Source organism: Pseudomonas sp. Z8(2022) (genome assembly GCF_025837155.1).
Lineage (GTDB): Bacteria > Pseudomonadota > Gammaproteobacteria > Pseudomonadales > Pseudomonadaceae > Aquipseudomonas.
This window is the reverse complement of the sequence record NZ_CP107549.1, coordinates 2,689,591-2,715,186: the sequence shown is the minus strand read 5'-3', so window position 1 is coordinate 2,715,186 and position 25,596 is coordinate 2,689,591. Positions and strand designations below refer to the sequence as shown.

Genomic DNA, 25,596 nt, shown 5'->3' with positions numbered 1-25,596 from the left:
TGCCGGCTCAGCGCGCCATCCGCGCCGAAACGAAGATGGCGCTGACGATCAGTACGCCACCGGCCAGCATGCGCAGGGTAGGTTGCTCGCTGAACAGCCACCAGGCGAAGAGAATTCCGTACACCGGCTCCAGGGCGAATATCACGGCGGTGGTGCGCGCCTTGAGTACGCGCAGGCTGGCAACGAACAGGCTGTGCGCCAGGCCCGTGCAGAAGATGCCGAGCATGGCCAGCCACAGCCAGTCCAGCGGACGCACGCTGGGTAGCAACGGCCAGGCCAGCGGCAGGAAGCACAGCAGCACGGTGATGTTCTGATACAGCGCAGCCTTTACCGGGTCGAGGCCGCGTGTGCTGGCCCTGTTGAGCAGCGACAGCAGCGCGAACAGGAAGCCCGACAGCACCGCCCACAGCAGCCCGACGGTGGCGCCGCTGGTCAGGCTGAACTCGGGGGTGACCAGAACCAGCCCCACGCACACCACGCCGACCATGGCGAATTCGCCGGGGCGAGTGCGTTCGCGAAACAGCAGACCTTCCAACATCACGGTAAAGGCCGGGAAACTGGCGAAACCCAGGGTGGCGATGGCCACGCCGGAGACCTTCACCGCCTCGAAGAAGGTCACCCAGTGCGTGCCCAGCAGCAGGCCGCCGAGTGCCAGCAGGGCCATCTGCCGCAAGCTCGGGCGAACCGCGTTGCGGCTGCGCCAGAGCAGGGCGGCCAGAGCCAGGGCGATGACGGCGAAGAGGGCACGGCCGCCGGCGATCATGTTCGGCGTGGTGGCGGCCAGCTTGCCGAAGATGCCTGACAGGCCGAACAGCAGGGCGCCCAGGTGAATCGCCAGCAGGGCATTACGTTCCGTCATGCCAGGCGCGCCCCGTTGGGCAGAGGCTTGTCGAAGCCGGCGAGTACCACTCGCTTGTCGCTGTCATAGGCACCCGTGACCAGCACTTCGGAACGCACGCCGGCGATGCGCTTGGGCGCGAAATTGCACACGCAGAGCACCTGACGACCGACCAGGTCCTCGCAGCCGTAATGCGCGGTGATCTGTGCGCTGGACGTTTTGATACCCAGTTCGCCGAGGTCCACTTCCAGTACGTAAGCCGGCTTCAGCGCTTTTTTATTGGGACGGGCGCTGCGAATGGTGCCGACGCGCAGTTCCACTTTCTCGAAATCCTGCCATTCGATGGTTTGCATGGGGTACTCCTTCGATGATGCGGCGCAGTCTAGGCCCGGCAGATGGCCGGTGTCTGTCGCGGGAGTGATGAGTTTTGTCGCCAGACTCTCGATTGCGCGTGCGTGCGCCTGATCCGCGCCGCGCTAGCGCAGACGGCGCAATTGCCGTGGCGTCATGCCCAGATGACGGGAGAGGGCAGCGGTGAAGGCGCTTTGCGAGCTGTAACCGACGCGGGACGCGATCTCGCCAACGGCCAGGTCGCTGCCGCGCAGCAGCTGTTCTGCCAGGCGCAGGCGCTGCTGGCGAATGTGTTCCATCGGCGTATGCCCGGTCTCGGCCAGAAAGCGGGCATGGAAGCGCGCCACCGAGAGACCGGCCAGGCGCGCCAGATCAGCCACCTGCAGCGGATGGGCCGCGTGCTGCTCGATGTAGTGGTCCAGCGCTGCCATCGGCAAGCCGGCTGTTTCGGCATGCTGGCGACTGCACGCCAGGCTGCCGAGCAGCAGGGCTGCACCCTGAGCCGCGATGATTGGATCGTTGATCGGGCTGCTGGCCAGCCAGTTGAGCAGCTGTCCCTGTGAGGGATCGAGCTGCAGGGCGTTGGGTTTGTCGAGCAGGCGCTGGATGTCGTTGGCGTGGTGGCCGAGCTGGCGCTCCAGCCAGTCGTTGGCCGGCAGGTCCAGCACCAGGCACTGGCTACCGCCCGGGCTGCCGCAGGTGTGGCGCGATTCGGCCGGTACTACCGCCAGATGATGACGCAGAACGCGACTACCCTGACCGTCCACTTCGAACTGCAGCTCACCGGCCAGGCCGAACACCAGCTGGGCGTGATCGTGGCTATGGCTGAGTACTTCGTGACTGTAGTGACGCAGGGACAGAATCGGGGGCATGGCGTTTTCCTCGGCAACCGCCGCGGTGTAACGTCCGCGGTAATGCCGTCTGATGTAAGGGCCTTTCCCTTGGCTCCGGTGCCGGGGCGGTCAGATCAGCAGGCTGGCGGCGTAGCCGCGAGTCTCAACCGAGGAGGTTCGCCTCAGAGAATGACCTTGTCGCGGAGCTTCTCGGCGGCCTGGTTGAGCGCCTGGATCACCCGCTCCTTGTCGAAGTTCTGGATGCCGTTGGTGTCCAGGTACATGGAGAAGCCCGGCAGTTCGTGCTCGACATAGCTGGAAGTGGCGCCGAGGTCGCGGCGGAAGTCCACCACCTGGTAGATCTGCACCGGGCGGGTGAAGCCCTTGACGGTGATCTGACCCTTGTCGCGGCACATGATCACGTCCTTGACCAGCGAATAGGTCTCGTGGGAAATCAGGATCTCGCCGGACTCGGCGGCGCTTTCCAGGCGGCTGGCCAGGTTCACGTCGCGACCGATGATGGTGTAGTCCATACGTGTATCGGCTCCAAAGTTGCCTACCGTGCAGTAGCCGGTATTGAGGCCCATGCGGATTTCCAGCGGCCTGGTGATGCCCTGGGCGCGCCACTGCTGGCGCAGTACCTTCATGTGCTTGCGCATGGCAATGGCCATGGAAACCGCAGCGACCGCATCCTTCTTGGCACCGTTGCTGCTCGGGTCGCCGAAGAAAACCATCACGCTGTCGCCGATGAACTTGTCGATGGTGCCGCCGTACTTGAGGCAGATCTTCGACATTTCATTGAGGTAGGTATTGAGCAGGTCGGTCAGCGCTTCGGCTTCCAGTTCTTCCGACAGTTCGGTGAAGCCCTTGATGTCGGAAAAGAACACCGTGAGCTTCTTGCGCTGGGTCTCCAGACGCACGCTCTTCTTGCCGGTGAAGATCGACTCCCACACCTGCGGCGACAGGTATTTGGCCAGATTGCGTGCCAGGCGCGCGGCCTTCTCCTGCTCGCGCTTGATCTCGCTGCGCACCTGCGCCAGACGCAGGCCCTGCAGGTTGACGAAGTACGCGGTGATGCAGATGTACAGGGTGGCGAAGAGCGTGCTGACCAATGCCACCAGCATCGGCGTTTCCAGATTGGGCTGTATCCCCAGCAGGGCAATGCACAGCGCTATGCTGCTGCCGGCCAGCAGCAGCGCCAGGCCCAGATAACGCATCCCACCGATGACCAGGGAGCTGAAACACAGAATCAGCAGGATCATCAGGCTGGGCACGACGGAAAAGCCCAACAGGACGACGGAGGAACCTGCGTGCACGGCGTCGACGAACAACAGGGCCAAGACGGTCTGCTGGGGATGCTCGCGTTTGAAGCGGCGGCTGAGATTGTGCGCCAGATGCGGATAGAGCAGGGCGTAAGGCACCATCCAGAGGATGTCGTAGGAAAAGTGTCCGACGTAGGTGCCGGCGGCGATACCCGCCGCCGTGGTGATATAGGCCAGCACGCGCGAGTAGTATTCGCGCAACGGCGGCGTTGGCAGTCCGTTGGCACGGCTGGTGGTTGCTGGCTTCATCTGCTGGAACTGTCCCTGCTGGAATTCTGGCGTCTCTGCCGGACGCCTGACTGGTCTGCAAGACCTGAGCCAGAGGCTCTATGGGCGGGGATCATAACCAAGGGGGGGCGACCAGCCAAGCACGGCCGCCGAACGGCGGCGTAACAGTGGCAGGCGGTCAGGGGCAGGTACTGTCTGGGGTGGCCAGGTGAACGGGGCGTTCTTCGGCCGGGCGAGGCCGGATTGCAGCAAGGCCTGTGAAGGCGGTCAGCAGAAGTGTCCCGGCCCCGTTCGAGGGCGCGCATCAGAGCGCGCAACCTGTTTCGTCAGAAACGAATACGGCCGGTAAAGGCATCCTTTAGCATCACCCAGTCGCCCATCAGGCTGTACAGCGGGTAGTCGAAGGTGGCCGGGCGGTTCTTCTCGAACACGAAGTGGCCAATCCAGGCGAAGCCGTAGCCGGCCAGTGGCATGGCCAGCAGCCACAGCCATTGTTGGGTGAACAGGGCGTAGGCGAGGATCGCCAGCACCAGCAGGCTGCCGGCGTAGTGCAGGCGCCGGCATACCGGGTTGCTGTGTTCCTGCAGGTAGTAGGGGTAGAACTCGGCGAAGCTCTGGTAGCGTTCGGTAGTCTGGGCGGTCATGGCACACCTCCTGTTATTGTCACTGTCAGTGTAATCGCGCTGTCTTCCGGGGCCACTGACTTAAGGTGCCAGTCTAGTATCCTTGCGCCGCCAACTCTGACCTTGCTGGCCTGATCGATCATAAGAACAAAGAAGATGAGCGAAAGAACCACCTCTTCCAACTGGGCATTGGCCATCGTGCAGGCACTGGAGCTGGGCGGTGTCGACTGCGCCAGCCTGTTCACCGAGCTGGAGATGGATTACGCCGCGTTGAATGATCCCGACGCGCGCTTCCCGCAGGACGGCATGACCCGTCTGTGGCAACGCGCCGTGGAGTTGTCGGGTAACCCTGCCATCGGCCTGAACATGGCGCAGGTGGTGCGTCCGGCATCCTTCCATGTGGTGGGTTATGCGCTGATGTCCAGCCGCAACCTGCGAGACGGTTTCACTCGTCTGGTGCGCTATCAGCGCATCATCGGCGAGGGCGCGGATCTGAACTTCCTGCCGCAGCCCGATGGCTACGCCCTGACCCTGGCCATTCATGGCGACCGCCTGCCGCCGGCCCGGCAGAGCGCCGAAGCCTCGCTGGCCTACTGTCTGTCGTTCTGCCGCTGGATGACCGGTAAACCCATGCGCCCGCGCGAGATACGTCTGCAAGGTGCGGCACCAGCCGATCTGGCGCCTTATCAGCAGGTATTCCAGGCGCCGCTGAGGTTCAACGCCGAGCACTATGGGCTGATCTTCGACCGTGCGGATCTCGAGGCGCCATTGCCCAGCGCGAACGAGGCGCTGGCGCAGCTGCATGATCGTTTTGCCGGCGAGTACCTGGCACGGTTCTGCAGCAGTCGGGTCACGCATCAGGCGCGTCAGGTGCTTTGTCGCCTGTTGCCTCAGGGCGAGCCGCGCCGCGAACTGGTGGCGCAGACGCTGCATCTGTCGCAACGCACGCTGCAAAGGCGCTTGCAGGAAGAGGGCACCAGCTATCAGCAGTTGCTCGACGACACCCGCCGTGAGTTGGCCGAGCAGTATCTCGGGCAGGTCGACCTGACCCTGCTGGAAGTCGCCTACCTGCTGGGCTTTTCCGACCCGAGCAACTTCTTCAGGGCATTTCGCCGCTGGTTCGACGAAACCCCGGGCGAGTACCGTATTCGTAGTGGGCTGGTGTAGCGCGTCTGCTCAGTGGCGCCAGAAGGCCGGGAACAGCAGTACCAGTACGGTCAGGATTTCCAGGCGCCCGAGCAGCATGCCGAAGCTCAGCAGCCACTTGGCCAGATCGGGGATGGTGGCGTAATTGCCGGCCGGACCGACCATCTCGCCCATGCCCGGGCCAACGCCGGAGACTATTGCCGCAGCACCGGTCAGCGCAGTGATCCAGTCCACTCCGCACAGGGCTACGCCGAGCCCCAGAGTGGCGATGGTGATGGTGTAGAAGAAGGCGAAGGCGAGGATCGAGCGAACGATATCTTCATCCAGTGGGTGGCGGTTGTACTGCTGCTTGATCACCGCACGCGGATGGATGAGCTGCTTGAGGTTGGCCTTGAGCAGGATGTAGGCAACCTGGAAGCGGAAGATCTTCAGGCCGCCTGCGGTGGAGCCGGAGCAGCCGCCGACAAAGCCCAGGTAGAAGAACATCATGCTGGCGAACGGCCCCCACAGGTGGTAGTCACCCACGGCGAAACCGGTGGTGGTCATGATCGAGGTAATGTTCACCGCCACCAGGCGCAGTGCATCGAGCCAGTACAGATCACTGGTAAGCCATTTCCAGCTTGCCAGCACCAGCCAGCTGGCCGCCAGCAACAGCAGAAAGCCCCGTACCTGAGCATCGCGTAGCAATGCACGGTAGTTGCCGCGCAGGGAGCTGACGTAGAGCGCGAAAGGCAGGCTGCCGAGGACCATCACGACAATGGCAACCCAGTGAATGGCGGGAGACTGCCAGTTGCCCAGTGAGGCATCCGAGGTGGAAAAACCACCGGTGGCGATGGCGGACATGGCGTGGTTGACCGCATCGAAAGGCCCCATTCCCGCCAGCCAGAAGGCTAGCATGGCGAGGGCGCTGAGGCCGACGTAGGCCAGTACCATGTACTTGGCGACCATGTGCGAGCGCGGCATGACCTTTTCCGAACGATCCGAAGATTCGGTCTGGAACAGTCGCATGCCACCGATGCGCAGGATCGGCAGGATCGCCACGGCCATGCCGATGAAGCCGATACCGCCGAGCCAGTGCAGCAGTGAGCGCCAGATCAGCGTACCGGGCGACATCTCGTCCAGGCCGCTGAACACCGTGGCGCCGGTAGCGGTGATACCGGACATGCTCTCGAAATAGGCATCGGTGATGCTCGCGTGCTCGGCGAAGATGAACGGCAATGCGGCGAAGATCGACACCATCACCCAGCTCGAGACCGTCAGCATGTACATGTCGCGTGGACGCAGCTGCGTTTCCTGGGGCCGTCCCTGAGCGATCATGGCGACACCGACGAGCGCCGTGATCAGGCTCGACCAGAGAAAGGCATTGATCTTTTGCGTCTGTTCGAAGATCAGCAGGGTGACCACCGGCACGAGCATGCTCAACGCCAGCGTGACGAGGAATATGCCATTGATGAAGGCGAGGATGCGCAGGCTGGCTAAGGGCATCGGTCAGTGCTTCCAGAAACTGCGGGTGACCAGCACCAGCACGGTCAGAATTTCCAGGCGGCCGATCAGCATGCCGGCGCTGAGCAGCCACTTGGCCGAGTCCGGCAGGCTGGCGAAGTTGCCGGCCGGACCGATGATCGGGCCGAGGCCCGGGCCGACATTGCATACGGCGGTAGCGGCGCCGCTCAGTGCGGTGACCCAGTCCAGGCCGACCAGTGTCAGGGCAAGGGCGAGCACACCGATGGTGATGGTGAAGAAGAAGGAGAAGGTGATCAGCGAGCGGACGATCTCTTCATCCAGGTTGTGATTGTTGTATCGCTGCTTGATCACTGCGCGCGGGTGCACCAGTTGCATCAGGTTTGCCTTGAGCAGCACATAGGCGACCTGGAAGCGGAAGATCTTCAGGCCGCCGGCGGTGGAGCCGGAGCAGCCACCGACAAAGGTCAGGTAGAAGAACAGCAGTACGGCAAAACTGCCCCAGGTGGTGTAGTCGCCCAGGGTGAAACCGGTGGTGGTCACCACCGAAGTGATGTTCACCGCGACGATGCGCAATGCGTCGAGCCAGGCGTAATTCGAGTTGATCCACAGCCAGGTGCCGAATACCAGCCAGGTCAGGAGCAGAAAACCGATGAAAACACGGACCTGATGATCCTTGAACAAGGCCTGGCGATTGCCGCGAACGAAGGCCACATAGAGCATGAATGGCATGCTGCCGAGCAGCATCAGCATGATGGCCGTCCAGTGCACCGTAGGCTGCGGCCAATGTGCCAGGGACGCGTCGGAGGTGGAGAAACCACCGGTGGAAATGGAAGCCATGGCGTGGTTGATGGCATCGAAGGGGCTCATGCCCGCCGCCCAGAATGCCAGGAAACCGAACAGGGTCAGGGCGATATAGATCAGCAGCAGTGACTTGGAGGCCGAGTGGGAGCGGGGCATGACCTTCTCGCCCCAGTCCGAGGATTCGGTCTGGAACAGGCGCATGCCCCCGACGCGCAGCAGCGGCAGAATGGTCACGGCCATGCCGATGAAGGCGATGCCGCCCAGCCAATGCAGCATCGAGCGCCAGATCAGAATGCCGGGAGACATGTCGTCCAGCCCGGTCAGCACGGTGGAGCCGGTCGTGGTGATGCCGGACATGGTCTCGAAGATGGCGTCGGTATGGCTGATACCGGCGATCAGCATCAGCGGCAGGGCGGCGAAAGCGCAAACCAGGGTCCAGCTTCCCGTCATCAGCAGATACATGTCGCGCGGGCGTAGCCGTGCATTCGCCGGGCGACCGGGGATCACCAGCGCGAGGCCGGTGAGCAGGGTGATCAGGCTGGACCAGAGAAAGGCGTTGAGATCTTGCGGGTGCTCGAAGATCAGCAGGGTCAGCATGGGGATGGTCATGCCGACCGCCAGGGTAATCAGGAATATGCCGATGATGAAACCGATGATGCGCAGCGTCGGCAAGGCCATGTAGAAGGCTCTGGCGGGTTGTCAAAATGCGCCATTCTACCCGTGGACGTGCAGCTGTAAACCGCTGCACGAGGGGGCTTTACAAGCGCATGCCCAAGCATAGAATAGCCGTCCGTTGCCGGCGTTCGCCGGTTTCCGAGTTCTCCTCAAATGTCCGAAGCCAATCCCTGCCTCACGTGCGGCGCCTGCTGCGCGTTCTTTCGTGTGTCCTTCTTCTGGGGCGAGTGTCAATCCGCGGGCGGTAGCGTCCCGGACGAACAGGTCATTCAGATCAGTCCGCACTTCGTTGCCATGCGCGGTACCGAGAGCAAGCCGGCGCGCTGTGTTCAGCTGTTGGGCGATGTCGGTTGCGGCGTGCGCTGCACCATGTATGAACAGCGTTCGAGCAGTTGCCGCGAATTCAAGGCTTCCTGGGAGGACGGTGTGCACAACCCGCGTTGCGATGAAGCGCGCATGGCCCATGGTCTGCCGCCGCTGACACCTCCGGTGCAGCCGGTGATATCACCCGATCGCGTCGCCTGAGCCTGGTCACGGCCCGAGAAGCCAAAGCCGGTCTGGCTGCAAGAGCCTGCTAGAATGCGCCATCTTTGTGTTTCGGAGGTGGCCGATGGAGGCTCTCGACGCTCTGCTCAACCGTGTTTCCGTTCCCCGTCTGGTCGAGCCGGCGCCGGATGCGGCGCAGCGTGAACTGCTGTTTCGCGCGGCGTTGCGTGCGCCGGATCATGGTCAGCTGCGCCCGTGGCGCTTTCTCACCGTAGAAGGTCAGGCGCGCGAGCGCATGGGGGAGTTGTTCGCCGAGGCCTTGCAGGTCGCCGACGCTCAGGTCTCGCCGGAAGCGTTGAACAAAGCACGTGGCATGCCGCTGCGCGCTCCGTTGCTGGTCGTGGTGATAGCCCGTGTCCAGGCGCACCCCAAGGTGCCTGCGTCCGAGCAGGTGATCGCCGCCGGCTGCGCTGCCCATGGCATGCTGCTGGCTGCGCATGCCCAGGGTATCGGTGCGGTCTGGCGTACCGGCGACATGGCCTACAACGCTCATGTGGCCAAAGGTCTGGGCCTGGCGGCGGATGAGCAGATCATCGCCTATCTCTACCTCGGCACGCCGGAGCGCGAGCCGCGCCGCGCTCCTGAACTACGAGTCGAGGATTTCGTCAGGACCTGGCAAGGCTGAGCGGGCTCAGGCCGTCAGCTGCTTGGCTGGCAGCCTGAGGGTGGCGACGAAACCGCCTTGCGGATGGTTTTCCAGCAACAGCTCACCGCCATGACGCTGCGCCGCCCGGCGCGCAATGGCCAGCCCGAGGCCGTGGCCGGAACTGCTTTGGCCCGGCGCGCGGAAGAAGGGCGTGCCCAACTGCTGCAGGTGTTCGCTGGCGACTCCCGGGCCATGGTCGCGAACACTCAGCAATACGTCCGCTCCCTGGCGCTGCACGCCGATAACCACGGGCTGGTTCTCGGGGGTGAAGCGCAGGGCATTGCGCAGCAGGTTGTCGAGCGCGCGCTCGAGCATATCCGGCCAGCCTTCGAGGTGTGCTGCCTGATCGAAATCGATCTGCAGCGGCTGCTGCGGCGTGGTCAGGCGTGCGTCCTCCTGCAGCTTGCCGAGCAGTGCGCGCAGATCGATCGCCTGGGCCGCACCCGGATCGGCGTCGAGGCGGGCGAGGGCGAGGATTTCGCTGATCAACGCTTCCAGCCGGTCGCATTCCTGGCCAAGCCGTGGCCAGAGCTTTTCCCGCTCTGAGGCATCAGCGCGTTCTGCCAGCGCCAGAGCGATACGCAGACGCGCCAGGGGCGAACGCAATTCGTGGGAGACGTCGCGCAGCAACTGGCGTTGGCTGCCGATCAGCCCCTGCAGACGCTCGCCCATGCGGTTGAAGTCCTTGGCCAGCAGCCCCAGTTCGTCGCGGCGGGTGGCCAGGCGGGCCAGACTGTTCTGCTGGTAGGCAGTCTGGCCAAGGTCGTGCACGGCGCCGCGCAGGCGATCCAGTGGGCGGGTGATCGACAGCGTCAGCATCAGGCTGAACAGCGTCAGCACCACCAGGGCGATGGCCAGGGCGCTGAGTGGCCAGAACAGGCTGCCACGGTGCCAGGCCGCCAGTTCCGGATGCGGGATGCGGTAGATGAACAGATAGCTCTCGCCGCTTTCCGGGCTGGTGTACTCGGCGGTCAGGCGGCGCCAGGGTAAACGGCGGTCATCGCCATGACGCGCTTCGAACGCAGCGGCGCGTGACGGGAAGGTGCCCTTGACCAGCTGCTGACCACTTTCCCCGAGCACCTGGGTGTCGATGCGGTATTCGCGTTTGCGCTGTTCGAGAAAGGCCTGGGCCGCCGCCGGCCCCTCTTGCTCGTAGCGCTGGACCCACTTGTTGTCGAGGTCATCCAGGCCCGGGTGCAGGCTGAGAATCCAGGCGTCCTGATTCAGGGCGCGGCCGAGCAATAGCGACAGGCCGGCCACCAGGGCGATGGCCAGCCAGAAAGTCGCCAGAATGCGCCAGAACAGTGATCGCACGGTGATTCCTCATGCAAAAGCCGCCGGGCTCGGCGAGCGCGGCGGCGGGTCAGGGTTTACGGCTTAGTTGCCGCTTTTCGCCTTCTCGGCTTTCCAGGCCTTGAACTCGGCCATTTCAGCGCGGCGAGCTTCCATTTTCTTCTGGTGCTCATCGAAGGCTTTCTGCTGTTCCGGGTTGAGCAGGTCACGCAATGCCTTGTGCTGGTTGGCGCGGGCCTGTTCCAGCTCCTTCTTCATGGCCTGTTTCTCGGCTTCCGGCAGCTTGTCCAGGTAGCGCTTGGTGATGTCGCGATGGGTCTTCATCTGCTCGCCCATCAGCTTGCGGAACTCCTGGCGCTGTTCCTTGCTCAGGTTCAGCTCCTTGAACATGCCGTGGCCACGGTCATGGTGGCGTGGGCCGCCGTCGGGCATGGCGAAGGCCAGGGTCGGCAGGGTGGCAGCGAGCAGCAGTGCGGTGAGGGTCTTGCGCATGGTGATTCTCCTTGTCTCGAAACCGGTAACGACCGGATGGGCTCAGTATGCGGCGGTCAAGGTCAAGGGCAGTCAGGCGTGGGTAAAGCTTGGGTAAAGGCAATGTTGCAAGGTCTTTACCAGAGGTCGGCACACGTTCTACAGCGCGTAGTAATAGCCGCGGCTACGCAGGGCGAGAATGCGCGGGCGACCGTCAGGGTGCGGGCCGATTTTCTTGCGCAGATTGCTGACGTGCATGTCCAGGCTGCGGTCGTACAGGGTCAGCTTTCGACCCAGGGCGAGTTGCGCCAGTGCCTGTTTGTCCACCGGCTCGCCCGGTTGGCGCAGCAGGGCCTCCAGCAGGCGACTTTCCGAGAGTGTCAGGGGAATGTCATGTCCGCCGATGCTCACCACGCCGCGGTTGGGGCTGAAACTGAGGTCGCCCAGCTCCAACTGGCTGCTGGTCGGGGCGGGAGCGGTACGCCGCAGAACGGCGCGCAGGCGTGCGGTGAGCTCGCGTGGGTCGCACGGCTTGGCCAGGTAGTCATCGGCGCCCAGTTCCAGGCCGAGGATGCGATCCAGTGGCTCGCCGCGAGCCGAGAGCATCAGCACAGGCAGGTCCGGATGTTCGCCGCGTAGTTGCTTGAGCAGTTCCAGGCCACTGCCATCGGGCAGCATCACGTCCAGCACCACGGCGTCAGGCGCCTGGGCAGCAAGGGCCTGACGCGCGCTGCCGGTCTCGTGGCAGGCGGTAACCTGGAAACCTTCCTGGGTCAGCCAACTGGCGAGCAGCTCACAGAGTTCCTGGTCGTCGTCGATCAGCAGCAGTCGGCTCATGGCTCAGTTGATCCACTCGCGACGGCTTTTACGACGACCGCGCAGCAGAGCGCCGAACAGTATCGAGACCAGGCTCAGGGCGGCGCCAAGCGCGAACCAGGTCTGCTCTTCATTGAGCAGACGCGGCTGGCTCTGCGCCTGGCTTTCCTTGAGCTGCATGCGCAGGCGCTGGTTTTCCTGGCGCAGGCGCTGCAGTTGTACAGCGCTACTGGCCTCCTGTTCGCTGCGCAGCTGTTCGCTTTGGGCCAGGCGCTGCTCGAGCTCACGACTCTGGCTATCGACTGCGACTTCCGGCGCGGTCGGTTGCACGATTTCTTCTTCGGCCTGTACCGAGACGCAGGTCAGCAGCAGGGTGACCAGCAGAGACGACGGGATCGAGCGCATCGCGATTCCTTGTATGCGAAAGCAGCTTGGCTGGTGCTGCGTCAGGGCAGCACTTTCTTGAAGGGTTTGACCACAACGCTGGCATACACGCCGGCTGCGCGGTACGGGTCGGCATCGGCCCACTTCTGCGCGGCTTCGAGCGATTCGAACTCGGCAACCACCAGGCTGCCGCTGAAGCCCGCCGGGCCCGGGTCGTTGCTGTCGATGGCCGGGTGCGGACCGGCCAGCAGGAGGCGGCCTTCCTCCTTCAACTGCTCCAGGCGAGCCAGGTGAGCGGGGCGGGTGGCCAGGCGATTTTCCAGGGAGTTTTCGACGTCGGTGGCGATGATGGCGTAGAGCATCTCAGTCCTTATTTGGGGGCGAGGCAGGAGGGAGTGAAGTATTTGTGCCATACGGCAGTTGCCCAGCAGGCTGTTGAGAAACTACCTACGTTGCCATTGCTGCGTTAAAGGCAGGCTAAAAATGCTCATCTACAACTCGTGACTGCGCTTTTTCGCCTGCATTTGCCTTGCACTGGCTGTCTCGCCTGGGTTTTTCAACGGCCTGCTTGTGGCGGATGTGGGGCATAATAACAAACATCAATCTCAACGAAAGCGCCGCCATGATTGTCGATCTGCACTGCCACAGCACTGCCTCCGATGGCGCCCTGGCACCCGCCGTACTGGTGGCCCGGGCGTATGAGCGCGGAGTGAGGCTGCTGGCGCTGACCGACCATGACACCGTTGAGGGCCTTGACGAGGCGCGCCGCGCGGCAACGGCCCTGGACATGAAGCTGATCAACGGTATCGAGCTGTCCTGCACCTGGGGCGGAGCGACCATCCATGTGCTGGGTTATGCCTTCGAACAGGACGCGCCGGCCCTGCGCGAGGCCATCGAGGCCCTGCACCATGGGCGCTGGCAGCGTGCCGAGGAAATCGACCGACGCCTGGCTGCCAAAGGCATGCCCGGTGCGTTGGAGGGGGCTCGGGCTGTCCAGCAGGAACTGGGCGACAGTGGCAACGCGCCGGCGCGACCGCACTTCGCCGAGTTTCTCGTGCGCGCCGGGCACGTGCGTGACCGCGCCGAGGCGTTTCGCAAATGGCTGGGCTCGGGCAAGTTGGGTGACGTCAAGCAACATTGGCCTATGCTGGAAGAAACCGTTGCCACCTTGCGCTCGGCCCGGGCCTGGATCAGCCTGGCGCATCCGTGGCAGTACGACTTTACTCGCAGTAAGCGTCGACGTCTGGTAGCCGACTTCGCTGCGGCCGGTGGTCATGCCCTGGAAGTGGTCAACGGCATGCAGCCGGCGGAACAAGTGGGTGGCCTGGCGATTCTGGCGCGCGAGTTTGGCTTGATGGCCAGCGCCGGCAGCGATTTCCATGCGCCGGGCGACTGGTCCGAGGTGGGCATGTACCGCCCGTTGCCCGATGACCTGACCGCGCTCTGGGAGCGCTTCGAACATGCACAGCCATCCGCTGTCACTTCATGAGCTGGGAGCAAGCGTGAGTCAATTTTTCCAGATTCATCCGGAAAACCCGCAGGCACGTCTGATCAAGCAGGCCGTGGAGATCATTCGTGGCGGCGGTGTGGTGGTCTATCCGACCGATTCCTCCTACGCGCTGGGTTGCGCCATTGGCGATAAGAATGCGGTGGAACGCATACGTCGTCTGCGTCAGCTCGATGACAAGCACAACTTCACGCTGGTCTGCCGCGACCTTTCGCAGATCGGCCTGTTCGCCAAGGTCGACACTGCGGCCTTCCGCCTGCTGAAGAACCACACGCCAGGCCCCTATACCTTCATTCTCAATGCCACCCGCGAAGTGCCGCGCATGCTGCTGCACCCCAAGCGCCGCACCATCGGCATCCGCGTGCCCAGTCATCCCATTGCCCTGGCATTGCTGGAGCAACTGGGTGAGCCGTTGATGAGCGTCAGTCTGATCATGCCGGGCGACGATCTGCCGTTGTCCGACCCTTATGAGATGCGCCAGGTGCTCGAGCATCATGTGGATCTGATCATCGACGGTGGATTTGGCGGGCTGGAGGCCTCCACTGTGGTCAATCTCGCCGGCGAAAGCCCCGAGGTCGTGCGCGTCGGCTGCGGCGACCCGACAGCGTTCAACGAACTCTGATACGGGCTTTTCCGTTGTGAGCGCAGCTACCCTATACTCCAGCGCCTTGTCTGGATTTTTTGGATAGAACGGTTTGAGCCTTAACGACTCCGAACGTCGGGTGCTGTCAGGAATGCGTCCGAGCGGACGCCTGCACCTCGGGCACTACCAGGGTGTGCTGAAGAACTGGGTCAAGTTGCAGCACGAATACGATTGCTACTTCTGCATCGTCGACTGGCATGCGCTGACGACCGAGTACGCCGATACCCGTCTGATTTCCCAGCATGTCATGGACATGGCCGTGGACTGGCTGGCGGCAGGTGTCAGCCCCAGCTCCGCGACTCTGTTCGTGCAATCCCAGGTGCCGGAGCACGCCGAGCTGCACCTGCTGCTGTCGATGATCTGCCCGCTGAGCTGGCTCGAGCGGGTGCCGTCCTACAAGGAGCAGCAGGAGCATCAGAGCAGCAAGGACCTCGCCACCTACGGTTTTCTCGGTTACCCGCTGCTGCAGGCGGCGGACATCCTGCTTTATCGCGCCGGTCAGGTGCCGGTCGGTGCGGATCAGTTGCCCCACATCGAATTCGCCCGCGAAGTGGCGCGCCGGTTCAACCATCTGTACGGCAGCGAGCCGGATTTCGAACTCAAGGCCCAGGCTGCCATCGGCAAGCTCGGCAGGAAGGTCGGCAAGCTATACAGCAACCTGCGCAAGGCCTATCAGGAACAGGGCGATATCCAGGCGCTGGAGACGGCACGGGCGCTGCTCAAGGAGCAGAGCAGCATTACTCTGGGCGACCAGGAGCGCCTGTACGGCTACCTGGAAGGCGGCGGCAAGGTGATTCTGAGCGAACCGCAGCCGCTTCTCACCGAATTCTCGCGGGTGCCCGGCCTGGACGGGCAGAAGATGGCCAATGCCAGCGGCAACGCGATATTCCTGCGCGATAGCGATGCCGAGATCGAGGAAAAACTGCGGCGCATGACCACCGATCCGGCACGCGTGCACCGCGACGATCCGGGGGAGCCGCAACGTTGCCCGGTGTGGTCGCTGCACCAGTTGTATTCCACCGACGAGCAGTTGCATTGGGTCATGGAGGGCTGTCGCAGCGCCTCGATCGGTTGCGTCGATTGCAAGAGCGCTCTGTGTTCGTCCCTGCAGACCGAACTCGCGCCGTTGCAGCAGCGCGCCATCGATTACGCGGAGAGCCCGGACCTGGTGCGCAGCATCCTCGCCGAGGGTGCCGAGCACGCGCGTGACCAGGCGCGCGAAACCCTGGCCGAAGTTCGCCAGGCCATGGGCCTGAATCATCGTTGAAGGAGCCTCAGTCGATGAGTGAGTCCGCCACGCCAGCCGTGGACAGCCAGGCCGGCGCTCAGCAGGAGCTGCCGTTCGCCCTGGTCTACGGCGAGGCGGTCACCGAACTGCCGCTGGATCTTTATATTCCCCCGGATGCCCTGGAGGTCTTTCTCGAAGCCTTCGAGGGACCACTGGATCTCCTGCTCTATCTGATTCGCAAGCAGAACATCGACATCCTCGACATACCCGTGGCCGAGATCACCAAGCAGTACATGGGTTATGTCGAGCTGATGAAGTCGGTGCGACTGGAGCTGGCTGCAGAGTATCTGGTCATGGCCGCCATGCTCGCCGAGATCAAGTCGCGCATGCTTCTGCCGCGTTCCGCCGAGGCGGAAGAGGAAGAGGACGATCCGCGCGCCGAGTTGATTCGTCGCCTGCAGGAGTACGAGCGCTTCAAGGCCGCTGCCGAGAATATCGATGAACTGCCGCGCGTGGGCCGCGACGTGAGCGTGCCCAGGCTGGACGCCCCGGAAGCCCGTGCGCGCAAGCTGCTGCCGGACGTCAGCCTGGAAGAAGTGCTGCTGTCGATGGCCGAGGTGCTGCGCCGCGCCGACATGTTCGAGAGCCACCAGGTCACGCGTGAGGCCCTGTCCACCCGCGAGCGCATGAGCGAAGTGCTGGAGCGTCTCAAGGGGGGCGCGTTCGTGCCGTTCGTCGAGCTGTTTGCCGTCGAGGAGGGTCGGCTTGGCGTGGTGGTGACCTTCATGGCAGTTCTCGAATTGATCAAGGAATCCCTGGTGGAGCTGGTGCAGAATGAGCCCTTCGCCGCCATCCATGTCCGAGCCCGTGCCGAATGAATCTGAACGACCCCAAAGAACTGGCCCAGTTGCTCGAAGCCTTCCTGCTCGCCTCCGGCAAGGCGCAGTCGCTTGAGCGTCTCTTCGAGCTTTTCGAGGAGGGCGAGCGGCCCGAGCCCGAGCAGTTCAGGGCGGCGCTGGAAGTTCTGCGCCAGTCCTGCGAAGGCCGTGCCTTCGAGCTCAAGGAAGTCGCCTCGGGTTATCGCCTGCAAGTGCGTGAGCGCTTCGCCCCCTGGGTTGGCCGGCTTTGGGAGGAGCGCCCGCAACGCTATTCCCGTGCGCTGCTGGAGACCCTGGCGCTGATCGCCTACCGTCAGCCCATTACCCGTGGCGAGATCGAGGATGTGCGCGGTGTGGCGGTCAACAGCAATATCACCAAGACCCTGCTGGAGCGCGAATGGATTCGTGTGGTGGGCTATCGCGATGTACCGGGCCGTCCGGCGATGTTCGCCACTACCAAGGGCTTTCTCGATCATTTCAACCTGAAAAGCCTCGACGAGCTGCCACCGCTCGCCGCCCTGCGCGAACTGGAGCCCGAACCGGAGCTGGCGCTGGACGACGATGCCGAGGTGCCGGCCGGCTTGCAGGCGCGCGCCGCCCTGGCTTTGCAGGAGGAAGGTGAAGCTGCAGAGCAGCCGCGTGAGGAGACCAGTTTTCGCAGCCTGCTGGCCGAGCTGGACGACATGGAACAAGGGCTCAAGACCGACTTCGATGACCTGCACCTGGATGACGAAAGCGACGACGAGCCAGTCGAAAGTGATCTGGCCGACCTGGATGGTGACGAATCGTTGCATTGACAGGGTTTAAGCCGGGTATCGAATCCTTCAATCACGCTTGCCTGCCCAGGCCATTATTCTTGCCAGCATCCGACCCGCACTGGTCGAGGAGAGGCAATGAGCAAGAATCCCTGCATCAAGGTGTGTGAGTTCGACAAGGACATCTGCCTGGGCTGCGGCCGCAGCCGTCAGGAAATCAAGGGCTGGAAGCGCTTGGACAAGCACGAACGCCTGGCGCTGATGGCCGAAGCCGATATGCGCCTGCTGGCGCTGGAGGCGACCGGCCGGCGCAAGTACTGACGACCCCCACGCCCTGCGGGCGAATAGCGCAGCATCGTCTACCCTATGGGCTCTACAGCGCGTATGATGCGCGCCCTTCGATCATCCTTTACTACACCGGGAGGTGCCCAAGATGACTGAGCACGAACAACCGCGTCCTGCAGGCGAGAAACTGCAGAAAGTCCTGGCCCGCCTCGGGCTGGCCTCGCGTCGCGAAATCGAGACCTGGATTGCCGAAGGGCGGATCAAGGTCAACGGCGCCGCTGCAACCCTGGGTCAGCGTGTCGATGCCAACGACGCCATCGCCCTCGACGGCCGCTTGCTCAAGCGCGAAGAAATCACCGGTTCGGTTCGCCGCGTGCTGATCTACAACAAGCCGGACGGCGAGATCTGCACTCGTGACGACCCGGAAGGCCGTCCCACCGTGTTCGACCGCCTGCCGCGACCGAAGGAAGGTCGCTGGATCAACATCGGGCGCCTCGATATCAATACCACCGGCCTGCTGCTGTTCACCACCGACGGTGAGCTGGCCAACCGCCTGATGCACCCCTCCTATCAGATGGACCGCGAATACGCGGTGCGCGTGCGTGGCGAAGTCACCGAGGAAATGCTGGAAAACCTCAAGAACGGCGTGATGCTCGAGGATGGTCCGGCCAAGTTCACCGACATCAAGGAAGCGCCCGGTGGTGAAGGCTTCAACCACTGGTATCACTGCGTGGTGATGGAAGGGCGCAACCGCGAGGTGCGTCGCCTGTGGGAATCCCAGGGCCTGGTGGTGAGCCGTCTGAAGCGAGTGCGCTTCGGCCCGGTGTTCCTGACTTCCGAGCTGACCATGGGCCGCTGGCGCGAAATGGAGCAGCGTGAAGTGGACATTCTCAGCGCCGAAGTTGGCCTGACCCCGCAGGCACTGCCGGCGATGAAGGAAAAGACCCGCGAGAAGCTTGACCGCCTGCAGCGCAAATCGGCCAAACCGGTCGAGGTGCGTGGCAAGCGCGTGCTGCGCCCGGCGAAGGATGATGCGGCTGAGGGCGCGCGTCCGAGCCGCGCGCCGCGCCGTGAGGATAGCGAGCAGCGTACGCCACGTGCGCCGCGCAAGGAGGGTGGCGAGCGTCGTGAAAACAACCGCGGCACGCCAGTCGCCGAACGACCGAGTGATATGAAGAAGCGTCAGCCGCGCCCGGCCGTCGAGTTGTCCGAGCGTCCGGCGCGCAAGCCGCGTCCGGCTACCCCGGGTAAGCGACCGCCAGCGGGTGACGGTCAACGGCCGGGCTTCGGGCGCAAGCGCTAGAAATCTATAGTCCCAAGCGGTTTACAAACAAAAACGCCCCGCACAACTGCTTGTGCGGGGCGTTTTTGTTGGTGAAGGTGTATGTAGGTCAGTTGACCTTCAAGACGCCACCGGTACCCAGGCCACCTTCAACTTCCTGTGCCTTGTAGTTTTTCAGGGAGACGATCATCTTGTTCCAAGCGTCGTTGAACGCTGCCACGGTGGCTTTGCCTTCCGGGGTGCGGGAGAAACCACCCAGGCCGCCGGCCACGCCGCTGCTGGTGAGGGCGCCCATGGCTGCACCATAGTTGGTAGCGGTGGCGTTGCCTTCGGAGGTGGAAATCTGTACCGAGGAGCGAATGTCAAACAGCGACAGGGTTACTACCGATGCCTTCGATTGCAAGGCACCCGCCAGACCCGCCACGGCGCTGTTGCCCAGTAGGCCACCGATGGCTGAGCCCACGCCGCCTACCGAATCGTTATCGATGATGATCTTGGGTTCTAGGAAGTAATCAGCGGCAACGCGCTGGCCCTTTTGCTGGTTGGAGCCGGCACGGTATTCGCCGGAATTGCGCTGCTGGTCGGTTATCTTGCTCAGACGGCTGTCTAGCTGCTGGTTGCCGATGGAGGTGATCACGAAGCAGTTGGATTGCTGTACTGCCAGGCGCAGGAGTGGTTCGATGCTGGTGACTTGGGTTGCGCTGCCAAACTGGCCATACCAGTCGGAATTGCGCCCATCATCGATGGCGATGGTTCCCAGGGTGCGATCGCAGCGCTCCAGTTCTGGGTTGGCGCCGACGCTGGTGCTACCACCAGCAGATCCGGACATGGCAGTGGACTGGTTGCCGGTACTGATCATGCCGCCGCCAGCACAGGCGGACAAAGTCGCGCCCAGCAGGCACAGGCTGAACAGTTTGAGAGGCTTGGATGGGAGGCGAGACTTGTTCATGAAATGCACTTCTCCATATGTTGTCGTGTCGGATGATCATTCGCTTAGCCAGATACGGTAGGGATCACCCTTGCCTTCCCTGGCCGAGCTTTCTTACTTATTGTTGAGGGCTGTCAGTAGTAGTACCAATAGCCCTGTCGCCAGTAGCCGAAGTACGAATAGCCTCGATACCAGTATCCGCGGTAGTACTCACGCCAGTGCTTGCGCCAGCGGTAGTCTTCAGCTTCTGATTTCTTCGCTTCCGTGGCTTCTGCCAGACGCGCGGCAGATTCCTGGTCCCCTTGCGCTGCTGCCATCGATAGCCATTTCTCAGCTTCTTGGGGATCGCTGCCCATTTCCTCAAAACCGCTCAGGTAATAGCCGCCCAGTGCCTTCTGGGCCTCCAGTAGGCCACCATGGCCTGCCTTGCGCATCCATTGTAAAGCCTGATAACTGTTGCGCTGTACGCCGTCGCCTCGAAAGTAACGCAGGGACAGATCGTATGCGGCCTTGGGTTCGCTGGCGGCAGCCTCTTCGAGCTTGAGGATTTCTTCGCTTTTGACCACGGCCGGTTTGTTCAGATAGTCGGCCGAGACGGAGGAGAGGGGGCGTTCGGAACAGCCGCTGTCATCGCAGAAACGGGCGCTCTGCTGAGAGGTGCTGCTGCAGCCGCCTGCTAGAAGGGCGAAGCCGAGCAGGACAAATAGCTGTTTCAACGAGGTAGTGTGTAGGCGACAGTCCATATCTGAGCACTCTTATGGGAAGTGCGCAGGATAAATATGTAGAAGTCAAAGGGCAATCGCCTGTTGTACGCGATGCGCAGTACCGTACAGGTATTGCTCGGGATGCCCGCTATTAGGCGTGGTTATCCCGCCATGTTCAGACGATTGCGTCCCTCGCGCTTGGCGATATACAGCGCGTTGTCGGCGCGATGTAGCAGGCTTTCCACCGACTCGCCCGGCAGCAGGCTGGAACAGCCCAGGCTGATGGATACGTCGATGTGGCGGCCGGCATCCAGGCATTGCAGCTCCATCACCGCAAAGCGCAGGCGCTCGCCCACCAGCGCAGCGCCTTCGCGGTTGGTGCCGGAGAGAATCACCAGAAATTCCTCGCCGCCGTAGCGAAATACCATGTCGATGTTGCGCAGCTGGTTCTTCAGGGTCTGGGCGACTGCTTTCAGCACTTCATCGCCAAGCGCATGGCCGTGGTTGTCATTGATGCTCTTGAAATGGTCGATATCGAGCATCAGCAGTGACAAGGGTTGCAGGTTGCGGCGGGCCAGATCCACCTCGCGCTGCAGCACCTGGTCCATGGCAATGCGGTTGCCAGTGTCGGTCAGTGGGTCGCGCAGCGCACTTTGCAGAGCAGTGCGGTAGAGCAGGGCATTGCGCAGTGGGAACAATAGGCTGGCCAGCAACGACTCCAGCTGAATCAGCTCCTCTTCGGAGAAACGTTGCTTGCGGCGGAAAATCAGCTCGCCCAGGTATTCCCCCTCATGACTCAGACGATAGCTGGCCGAGTGCGGCGCGCGTTCTCCCAGCTCAAGGCGCAGATCGTGAGAGGGATGCTGGAAGGCCAGCGCATCGAGCGGCACCAGGCGCTGCACTTGGCGAAAGAACAGGTTGAGGATGCGCTCCACATCCAGGCTGGTCTGCAGTTGTAGACTCAGCTGGTGGCGCAGCTCTGCCAGGCTGGCGGGCTTGAGCGGCAGATTGCGGCTGCCGGTGAAACCGAGACGCTGCAGTTTGGCTGCGTCGAAATCGATGGTATTGGAATGGTTGGGGGGAACCATGGAGCTCAACCTCAGGTGCGGTAGTGCGACGAGAGGGTTAGAGCGAATTCCATGCCAACTGGTTCGCGGCCTAAAAACCCCTATAAAATCAGGTGCTTGGAGCTAAGTCGCGGCTTTTGTCGGCAAGCCTTTGCCGGATGTTTGGCGGCAGTGGTGGCAATGTGCTGCCGTGCGGCAGGAGGCGTGGCGGATTTCTGTCACGCCATGACCCGCCACTCGCGACGGGCCATGGTCCTGGCTTACTGCGCGTCGAATGCCTGGCCGTTGACGCCCTTGCTGTCCGGACCCATCAGGTAGAGGTAGAGCGGCATGATCTCTTCGGGCAGTGGGCGGGTGGCCGGATTCTCGCCCGGATAGGCCTGGGCGCGCATGGCGGTGCGGGTTGCACCCGGGTTGATGCTGTTGGCGCGCACGTTGGCGATGCCGTCCAGCTCGTCGGCCATCACCTGCATCAGGCCTTCGGTGGCGAACTTGGAGACCGCATAGGCGCCCCAGTAGGCGCGGCCCTTGCGGCCGACGCTGCTGGAGGTGAAGGCCACGGAGGCGTCCTCCGACAGCTTGAGCAGCGGCAGAAGGGTGCTGCTGAGCATGAACATGGCGTTGACGTTGACGTGCATCACGCGCATGAAGTTGTCGCCGGAGAGCTGTTCCAGCGGCGTGCGCGGGCCGAGGATCGAGGCATTGTGCAGCAGACCGTCGAGGCGACCGAACTCGTTCTCGATCATTACCGCCAGTTCGTCGTACTGGTGCGGCAAGGCGGTTTCCAGGTTGAAGGGAATCACCACCGGCTGAGGATGACCGGCCGCTTCGATTTCGTCATATACCTCGCTCAGGTTGGCCTCGGTCTTGCCCAGCAGCAGCACCGTCGCACCGTGGGCGGCGAAGCTCTTGGCGGCCGCTGCGCCGATACCGCGGCCGGCACCGGTGATCAGGATGACGCGATCCTTGAGCAGGTCAGGGCGGGCGGTGTAGTCGAACATGTTCAGGTCCTTCGTGATGCTGAAATGGGGCGGGATCCCGCCGAAATGGGAGGCGTCTTAGCAGCTGCAGAGGGCACGGTCGAGCACCGCACGCAGTTCCGATGGGTGATCGACGACGACATCGGCGCCCCAGTTGCGCGGGTTGTCTTCGGGGTGAATATAGCCGTAGGTGACCGCTGCGGTGCGGCAGCCGGCGGCGCGGCCGGATTCAATGTCGCGCGCGTCGTCGCCGATGAACAGGGTTTCCTCGGGCTTTACCCCCATCTTCCTGCAGGCGAGCAGCAGCATGTCCGGTGCGGGTTTGCTCCGCTCGACATGATCAGGGCAGACCAGCACGGCCGAACGCTCGGTCAGGTTCAGGCGCTGCATGATCGGTTCGGCATAGCGCGCCGGTTTGTTGGTGGCCACGCCCCATTGCAGGCGCGCCTGTTCGATATCGCCGAGCAGGGCTTCGATGCCTTCGAACGGGCGGGTGAGCACCGCGCAGTGCTCCTGATAACGCTCGAGGAACTCCAGGCGAAGGGCTTCGAAGGCAGCCGAGTCCGGGGCTTCGTCGAAGGCGCAGGCGACCATGGCGCGGGCGCCGCCGGATACCTGGTCACGAATGGTCTTGTCTGGCAGTGGCGGCAGGCCACGAGCGGCACGCATGGCCTGGGTGATGGCGATGAAGTCCGGCGCCGAGTCGAGCAGGGTGCCGTCCATGTCGAACAGTACAGCGCGCAAACGCATCAGTCTTTCCTCAGCGTCTGGATCATGTAGTTGACGTCGACGTCGGCTTCCAGCTTGTAGTGCTTGGTCAGCGGGTTGTAGGTCAGGCCGATGATGTCCTTCACCTCGAGGCCGGCAGCGCGGCTCCAGGCACCCAGCTCCGAGGGGCGGATGAATTTCTTGAAGTCGTGGGTGCCGCGCGGCAGCAGGCGCAGGATGTATTCGGCACCGATCACCGCGAACAGATACGCCTTGGGATTGCGGTTGATGGTGGAGAAGAACACCTGGCCGCCCGGTTTGACCAGCTTGTGGCAGGCGCGGATGACCGAGGACGGATCCGGCACGTGCTCGAGCATCTCCAGGCAGGTGACCACGTCGAACTGGCCCGGCATTTCCTCGGCCAGGGCCTCGGCGGTGATCTGCCGGTACTCCACCTCGACGCCCGACTCCAGCTGGTGCAGCTGGGCCACCGACAGCGGCGCTTCGCCCATGTCGATGCCGGTAACGCTGGCGCCGCGCTGGGCCATGGCCTCGCTGAGGATGCCGCCGCCACAACCGACGTCCAGTACGCGCTTGCCGGCCAGACTGACGCGCTCGTCGATCCAGTTGACCCGCAGCGGATTGATGTCGTGCAGAGGTTTGAACTCGCTTTCGCGATCCCACCAGCGGTGTGCCAGGGCCTCGAATTTGGCGATTTCGGCGCGGTCGACGTTGCTCATAAGCATCTCTTTCAAATCTGGAAAGCGTATTGCCGCTATGTTGCCAGTTTAGGAACGGGCATGGGGCGGCGCGGATTCGTTCAATGTATGTCAGTTTGTCGCAGTGCTGCGGATCACTTCCTGGCGATTTTCTCACCCCAGGCCCGGGCCTTGGCGATCAGCTCGTCTTCGTCCATGCGCGTCAGGCGACCGTCGTCCAGCAACTGCTTGCCGCCAACCCAGAGGTGCTTCACGCAGTCGCGGCCGCTGGCGTAGATGAGTTGCGAAACCGGGTCGTAGATCGGCTGCTGAGCCAGGCCGGAAAGGTCGAAGGCGACCACATCGGCCAGCTTGCCCAGCTCCAGCGAGCCGGTCTGGGTTTCCAGACCCAGTGCGCGGGCGCCATTGAGGGTGGCCATGCGCAAGGCGCTGTGAGCATTCAGAGCGGTGGCAGAGCCTGCGACGGCCTTGGCCAGCAGGGCAGCAGTGCGGGTTTCGCCGAGCAGATCGAGATCGTTGTTGCTGGCTGCACCATCGGTGCCGACGGCGACGTTGACGCCGGCCTGCCACAGGCGCTCGACCGGGCAGAAGCCGCTGGCCAGCTTCATATTGGACTCGGGGCAATGCACGATGCTGCAGTTGTGCTCGACCAGCAGCGCCAGGTCTTCATCATCGATCTGCGTCATGTGCACCGCCTGAAAGCGCGGGCCGAGCAAGCCGAGGCGCGCGAGGCGCGCCAGCGGGCGTTCGCCGTTGCTGGCGACGGCTTCGGCCACTTCCTGGGCGGTTTCGTGCACATGCATATGAACGCCGGCGTCCAGCTCATCAGCCAGTACGCGAATCTGCTCGAGCTTGTCGTCGCTCACCGTGTACGGCGCATGCGGGCCGAAGGCGATGCGGATGCGCGGATGCTGCTTGAGGTCGTCGAACAGTTGCAGGCCCTTGCGCAGCGCCTCGGCAGCGTTGAGTGCGCCGGGCACCGGGAAGTCCAGCACGGGAACGGTGATCTGCGCCCGTACACCGGCGTTGTGCACGCATTCGCAGGCCACCTGCGGGTAGAAGTACATATCGGAGAAGCAAGTGATGCCGCCCTTGATCTGCTCGGCGATCGCCAGGTCGGTGCCGTCGCGGACGAAATCCTCGTCGACCCACTGACCTTCGGCGGGCCAGATGTGTTCGTGCAGCCAGGTCATCAATGGCAGGTCGTCGGCAATGCCGCGCAGCAGGGTCATCGCCGCATGGCCGTGGGCGTTGATCAGACCGGGGGCGAGCAGGCATTGCGGCAGTTCCCGTATTTCTCTCGCCGGCTGGCGCAGTGCCTCGCTACGTGGTGCGATCAGGGCAATGCGCCCGTCGCGGATGCCCAGCCCATGATCGCGCAGGACGACCCCGGCCGGCTCCACGGGCACCAGCCAGGTAGGTAGCAGCAACAGGTCGAGAGGGGCTTCGGGCATCGGGCTTGTCCGTCTGGCTTG

29 protein-coding genes are annotated in these 25,596 nt (G+C 63.2%); 10 read left to right on the top strand and 19 right to left on the bottom strand.

Annotated features, from left to right (window positions below; translation table 11 throughout):
- Positions 1 to 7: 7 nt before the first annotated feature.
- From OEG79_RS12925 to OEG79_RS12905, 5 genes are all read right to left on the bottom strand, one after another.
- The gene (locus OEG79_RS12925) at positions 8 to 859 is read right to left on the bottom strand and encodes a DMT family transporter (RefSeq protein ID WP_264145408.1); all 852 of its coding nucleotides are present in this window, start codon (positions 857 to 859) and stop codon (positions 8 to 10) included.
- Positions 856 to 1,191, bottom strand: a complete 336-nt coding sequence (locus tag OEG79_RS12920; RefSeq protein WP_264145407.1) for a tRNA-binding protein — start codon at positions 1,189 to 1,191, stop codon at positions 856 to 858. Before OEG79_RS12920 ends, OEG79_RS12925 begins: the two co-directional genes overlap by 4 nt.
- A gap of 123 nt (positions 1,192 to 1,314) precedes the next feature.
- Entirely contained in the window at positions 1,315 to 2,061 is a 747-nt protein-coding gene (locus OEG79_RS12915; protein ID WP_264145406.1) for an AraC family transcriptional regulator, read from the bottom strand.
- A 143-nt stretch (positions 2,062 to 2,204) separates the two neighbouring features.
- Positions 2,205 to 3,593 (bottom strand): adenylate/guanylate cyclase domain-containing protein, encoded by a 1,389-nt coding sequence (locus OEG79_RS12910; protein ID WP_264145405.1) that lies wholly within the window; start codon positions 3,591 to 3,593, stop codon positions 2,205 to 2,207.
- A gap of 305 nt (positions 3,594 to 3,898) precedes the next feature.
- On the bottom strand, positions 3,899 to 4,216 hold the full coding sequence (locus OEG79_RS12905; RefSeq protein WP_264145404.1) for an Mpo1-like protein: 318 nt from the start codon (positions 4,214 to 4,216) through the stop codon (positions 3,899 to 3,901).
- Positions 4,217 to 4,351: 135 nt separating this feature from the next.
- On the opposite strand from OEG79_RS12905, the gene OEG79_RS12900 reads away from it, so the two are divergent.
- Positions 4,352 to 5,362 (top strand): AraC family transcriptional regulator, encoded by a 1,011-nt coding sequence (locus OEG79_RS12900; protein WP_264145403.1) that lies wholly within the window; start codon positions 4,352 to 4,354, stop codon positions 5,360 to 5,362.
- A gap of 9 nt (positions 5,363 to 5,371) precedes the next feature.
- Here the strand turns inward: OEG79_RS12900 and OEG79_RS12895 are convergent, their stop codons facing one another.
- Both OEG79_RS12895 and OEG79_RS12890 read right to left on the bottom strand, forming a co-directional pair.
- The gene (locus tag OEG79_RS12895) at positions 5,372 to 6,826 is read right to left on the bottom strand and encodes a TrkH family potassium uptake protein (protein WP_264145402.1); all 1,455 of its coding nucleotides are present in this window, start codon (positions 6,824 to 6,826) and stop codon (positions 5,372 to 5,374) included.
- 3 nt (positions 6,827 to 6,829) lie between these two features.
- The gene (locus OEG79_RS12890) at positions 6,830 to 8,284 is read right to left on the bottom strand and encodes a TrkH family potassium uptake protein (protein ID WP_264145401.1); all 1,455 of its coding nucleotides are present in this window, start codon (positions 8,282 to 8,284) and stop codon (positions 6,830 to 6,832) included.
- A 150-nt stretch (positions 8,285 to 8,434) separates the two neighbouring features.
- Here OEG79_RS12890 and OEG79_RS12885 point away from each other — a divergent pair, with 150 nt between their 5' ends.
- A complete protein-coding gene (locus OEG79_RS12885; RefSeq protein WP_264145400.1) occupies positions 8,435 to 8,806 on the top strand; it encodes a YkgJ family cysteine cluster protein in 372 nt (123 codons plus the stop codon).
- An 85-nt stretch (positions 8,807 to 8,891) separates the two neighbouring features.
- On the top strand, positions 8,892 to 9,452 hold the full coding sequence (locus tag OEG79_RS12880; protein ID WP_264145399.1) for a nitroreductase family protein: 561 nt from the start codon (positions 8,892 to 8,894) through the stop codon (positions 9,450 to 9,452).
- 6 nt (positions 9,453 to 9,458) lie between these two features.
- Here OEG79_RS12880 and OEG79_RS12875 read toward each other — a convergent pair whose 3' ends face one another.
- The 5 genes from OEG79_RS12875 to OEG79_RS12855 form a co-directional block, all read right to left on the bottom strand.
- Complete coding sequence (locus OEG79_RS12875) at positions 9,459 to 10,787, bottom strand: sensor histidine kinase (RefSeq protein ID WP_264145398.1); 1,329 nt, start codon at positions 10,785 to 10,787, stop codon at positions 9,459 to 9,461.
- A 63-nt stretch (positions 10,788 to 10,850) separates the two neighbouring features.
- Positions 10,851 to 11,258 (bottom strand): Spy/CpxP family protein refolding chaperone, encoded by a 408-nt coding sequence (locus OEG79_RS12870; RefSeq protein ID WP_264145397.1) that lies wholly within the window; start codon positions 11,256 to 11,258, stop codon positions 10,851 to 10,853.
- A 138-nt stretch (positions 11,259 to 11,396) separates the two neighbouring features.
- Complete coding sequence (locus OEG79_RS12865; protein WP_264145396.1) at positions 11,397 to 12,074, bottom strand: response regulator transcription factor; 678 nt, start codon at positions 12,072 to 12,074, stop codon at positions 11,397 to 11,399.
- Between the two features lie 3 nt (positions 12,075 to 12,077).
- The gene (locus tag OEG79_RS12860; protein ID WP_264145395.1) at positions 12,078 to 12,458 is read right to left on the bottom strand and encodes a translation initiation factor 2 (IF-2, GTPase); all 381 of its coding nucleotides are present in this window, start codon (positions 12,456 to 12,458) and stop codon (positions 12,078 to 12,080) included.
- A gap of 41 nt (positions 12,459 to 12,499) precedes the next feature.
- Positions 12,500 to 12,799, bottom strand: a complete 300-nt coding sequence (locus tag OEG79_RS12855; RefSeq protein WP_264145394.1) for a YciI family protein — start codon at positions 12,797 to 12,799, stop codon at positions 12,500 to 12,502.
- Positions 12,800 to 13,059: 260 nt separating this feature from the next.
- Between OEG79_RS12855 and OEG79_RS12850 the strand changes: the two genes are divergently transcribed.
- The 7 genes from OEG79_RS12850 (at position 13,060) to rluB (ending at position 19,036) form a co-directional block, all read left to right on the top strand.
- Positions 13,060 to 13,926 (top strand): PHP domain-containing protein, encoded by an 867-nt coding sequence (locus tag OEG79_RS12850; protein ID WP_264145393.1) that lies wholly within the window; start codon positions 13,060 to 13,062, stop codon positions 13,924 to 13,926.
- 13 nt (positions 13,927 to 13,939) lie between these two features.
- Positions 13,940 to 14,566: an L-threonylcarbamoyladenylate synthase gene (locus tag OEG79_RS12845; protein ID WP_264145392.1), complete on the top strand. Its 627-nt coding sequence runs from the start codon at positions 13,940 to 13,942 to the stop codon at positions 14,564 to 14,566.
- A gap of 112 nt (positions 14,567 to 14,678) precedes the next feature.
- On the top strand, positions 14,679 to 15,854 hold the full coding sequence (locus OEG79_RS12840) for a tryptophan--tRNA ligase (RefSeq protein ID WP_264145391.1): 1,176 nt from the start codon (positions 14,679 to 14,681) through the stop codon (positions 15,852 to 15,854).
- Between the two features lie 140 nt (positions 15,855 to 15,994).
- The gene (locus tag OEG79_RS12835) at positions 15,995 to 16,693 is read left to right on the top strand and encodes a segregation and condensation protein A (RefSeq protein WP_264148719.1); all 699 of its coding nucleotides are present in this window, start codon (positions 15,995 to 15,997) and stop codon (positions 16,691 to 16,693) included.
- Positions 16,690 to 17,490: an SMC-Scp complex subunit ScpB gene (gene scpB, locus OEG79_RS12830; RefSeq protein WP_264145390.1), complete on the top strand. Its 801-nt coding sequence runs from the start codon at positions 16,690 to 16,692 to the stop codon at positions 17,488 to 17,490. The genes OEG79_RS12835 and scpB overlap by 4 nt, the downstream gene beginning before the upstream one ends.
- A 96-nt stretch (positions 17,491 to 17,586) precedes the next feature.
- Entirely contained in the window at positions 17,587 to 17,769 is a 183-nt protein-coding gene (locus tag OEG79_RS12825; protein WP_264145389.1) for a DUF1289 domain-containing protein, read from the top strand.
- Between the two features lie 112 nt (positions 17,770 to 17,881).
- Complete coding sequence (gene rluB / locus OEG79_RS12820) at positions 17,882 to 19,036, top strand: 23S rRNA pseudouridine(2605) synthase RluB (protein ID WP_264145388.1); 1,155 nt, start codon at positions 17,882 to 17,884, stop codon at positions 19,034 to 19,036.
- Between the two features lie 88 nt (positions 19,037 to 19,124).
- Here the strand turns inward: rluB and OEG79_RS12815 are convergent, their stop codons facing one another.
- The 7 genes from OEG79_RS12815 to OEG79_RS12785 form a co-directional block, all read right to left on the bottom strand.
- Positions 19,125 to 19,964 carry a hypothetical protein gene (locus OEG79_RS12815; protein WP_185965417.1) on the bottom strand — a complete coding sequence of 280 codons (840 nt, stop codon included), beginning with the start codon at positions 19,962 to 19,964 and terminating at the stop codon, positions 19,125 to 19,127.
- 113 nt (positions 19,965 to 20,077) lie between these two features.
- Positions 20,078 to 20,686, bottom strand: a complete 609-nt coding sequence (locus OEG79_RS12810; RefSeq protein ID WP_264145387.1) for a tetratricopeptide repeat protein — start codon at positions 20,684 to 20,686, stop codon at positions 20,078 to 20,080.
- 122 nt (positions 20,687 to 20,808) lie between these two features.
- The gene (locus OEG79_RS12805) at positions 20,809 to 21,735 is read right to left on the bottom strand and encodes a GGDEF domain-containing protein (protein ID WP_264145386.1); all 927 of its coding nucleotides are present in this window, start codon (positions 21,733 to 21,735) and stop codon (positions 20,809 to 20,811) included.
- Positions 21,736 to 21,974: 239 nt separating this feature from the next.
- Complete coding sequence (locus OEG79_RS12800) at positions 21,975 to 22,715, bottom strand: YciK family oxidoreductase (protein ID WP_264145385.1); 741 nt, start codon at positions 22,713 to 22,715, stop codon at positions 21,975 to 21,977.
- Between the two features lie 57 nt (positions 22,716 to 22,772).
- Entirely contained in the window at positions 22,773 to 23,444 is a 672-nt protein-coding gene (mupP, locus tag OEG79_RS12795; protein WP_264145384.1) for an N-acetylmuramic acid 6-phosphate phosphatase MupP, read from the bottom strand.
- Positions 23,444 to 24,142: a bifunctional 2-polyprenyl-6-hydroxyphenol methylase/3-demethylubiquinol 3-O-methyltransferase UbiG gene (ubiG, locus tag OEG79_RS12790; RefSeq protein WP_264145383.1), complete on the bottom strand. Its 699-nt coding sequence runs from the start codon at positions 24,140 to 24,142 to the stop codon at positions 23,444 to 23,446. The genes mupP and ubiG overlap by 1 nt, the downstream gene beginning before the upstream one ends.
- A 113-nt stretch (positions 24,143 to 24,255) precedes the next feature.
- On the bottom strand, positions 24,256 to 25,575 hold the full coding sequence (locus OEG79_RS12785) for a TRZ/ATZ family hydrolase (protein WP_264145382.1): 1,320 nt from the start codon (positions 25,573 to 25,575) through the stop codon (positions 24,256 to 24,258).
- Between the last annotated feature and the right edge of the window lie 21 nt (positions 25,576 to 25,596).

Bases quoted from the DNA above. Each gene is read 5' to 3' on its own strand.
- OEG79_RS12880 (WP_264145399.1), top strand. From the start codon at position 8,892: ATGGAGGCTCTCGACGCTCTGCTCAACCGTGTTTCCGTTCCCCGTCTG.
- OEG79_RS12910 (WP_264145405.1), bottom strand. From the start codon at position 3,593: ATGAAGCCAGCAACCACCAGCCGTGCCAACGGACTGCCAACGCCGCCG.
- OEG79_RS12815 (WP_185965417.1), bottom strand. From the start codon at position 19,964: ATGAACAAGTCTCGCCTCCCATCCAAGCCTCTCAAACTGTTCAGCCTG.
- OEG79_RS12800 (WP_264145385.1), bottom strand. From the start codon at position 22,715: ATGTTCGACTACACCGCCCGCCCTGACCTGCTCAAGGATCGCGTCATC.
- OEG79_RS12860 (WP_264145395.1), bottom strand. From the start codon at position 12,458: ATGCGCTCGATCCCGTCGTCTCTGCTGGTCACCCTGCTGCTGACCTGC.
- OEG79_RS12850 (WP_264145393.1), top strand. From the start codon at position 13,060: ATGATTGTCGATCTGCACTGCCACAGCACTGCCTCCGATGGCGCCCTG.
- OEG79_RS12925 (WP_264145408.1), bottom strand. From the start codon at position 859: ATGACGGAACGTAATGCCCTGCTGGCGATTCACCTGGGCGCCCTGCTG.
- OEG79_RS12905 (WP_264145404.1), bottom strand. From the start codon at position 4,216: ATGACCGCCCAGACTACCGAACGCTACCAGAGCTTCGCCGAGTTCTAC.
- OEG79_RS12870 (WP_264145397.1), bottom strand. From the start codon at position 11,258: ATGCGCAAGACCCTCACCGCACTGCTGCTCGCTGCCACCCTGCCGACC.
- OEG79_RS12855 (WP_264145394.1), bottom strand. From the start codon at position 12,799: ATGCTCTACGCCATCATCGCCACCGACGTCGAAAACTCCCTGGAAAAT.
- OEG79_RS12805 (WP_264145386.1), bottom strand. From the start codon at position 21,735: ATGGTTCCCCCCAACCATTCCAATACCATCGATTTCGACGCAGCCAAA.
- OEG79_RS12825 (WP_264145389.1), top strand. From the start codon at position 17,587: ATGAGCAAGAATCCCTGCATCAAGGTGTGTGAGTTCGACAAGGACATC.
- OEG79_RS12915 (WP_264145406.1), bottom strand. From the start codon at position 2,061: ATGCCCCCGATTCTGTCCCTGCGTCACTACAGTCACGAAGTACTCAGC.
- OEG79_RS12920 (WP_264145407.1), bottom strand. From the start codon at position 1,191: ATGCAAACCATCGAATGGCAGGATTTCGAGAAAGTGGAACTGCGCGTC.
- OEG79_RS12895 (WP_264145402.1), bottom strand. From the start codon at position 6,826: ATGCCCTTAGCCAGCCTGCGCATCCTCGCCTTCATCAATGGCATATTC.
- mupP (WP_264145384.1), bottom strand. From the start codon at position 23,444: ATGCGTTTGCGCGCTGTACTGTTCGACATGGACGGCACCCTGCTCGAC.
- scpB (WP_264145390.1), top strand. From the start codon at position 16,690: ATGAATCTGAACGACCCCAAAGAACTGGCCCAGTTGCTCGAAGCCTTC.
- OEG79_RS12810 (WP_264145387.1), bottom strand. From the start codon at position 20,686: ATGGACTGTCGCCTACACACTACCTCGTTGAAACAGCTATTTGTCCTG.
- OEG79_RS12900 (WP_264145403.1), top strand. From the start codon at position 4,352: ATGAGCGAAAGAACCACCTCTTCCAACTGGGCATTGGCCATCGTGCAG.
- OEG79_RS12840 (WP_264145391.1), top strand. From the start codon at position 14,679: ATGCGTCCGAGCGGACGCCTGCACCTCGGGCACTACCAGGGTGTGCTG.
- OEG79_RS12865 (WP_264145396.1), bottom strand. From the start codon at position 12,074: ATGAGCCGACTGCTGCTGATCGACGACGACCAGGAACTCTGTGAGCTG.
- ubiG (WP_264145383.1), bottom strand. From the start codon at position 24,142: ATGAGCAACGTCGACCGCGCCGAAATCGCCAAATTCGAGGCCCTGGCA.
- rluB (WP_264145388.1), top strand. From the start codon at position 17,882: ATGACTGAGCACGAACAACCGCGTCCTGCAGGCGAGAAACTGCAGAAA.
- OEG79_RS12890 (WP_264145401.1), bottom strand. From the start codon at position 8,284: ATGGCCTTGCCGACGCTGCGCATCATCGGTTTCATCATCGGCATATTC.
- OEG79_RS12885 (WP_264145400.1), top strand. From the start codon at position 8,435: ATGTCCGAAGCCAATCCCTGCCTCACGTGCGGCGCCTGCTGCGCGTTC.
- OEG79_RS12785 (WP_264145382.1), bottom strand. From the start codon at position 25,575: ATGCCCGAAGCCCCTCTCGACCTGTTGCTGCTACCTACCTGGCTGGTG.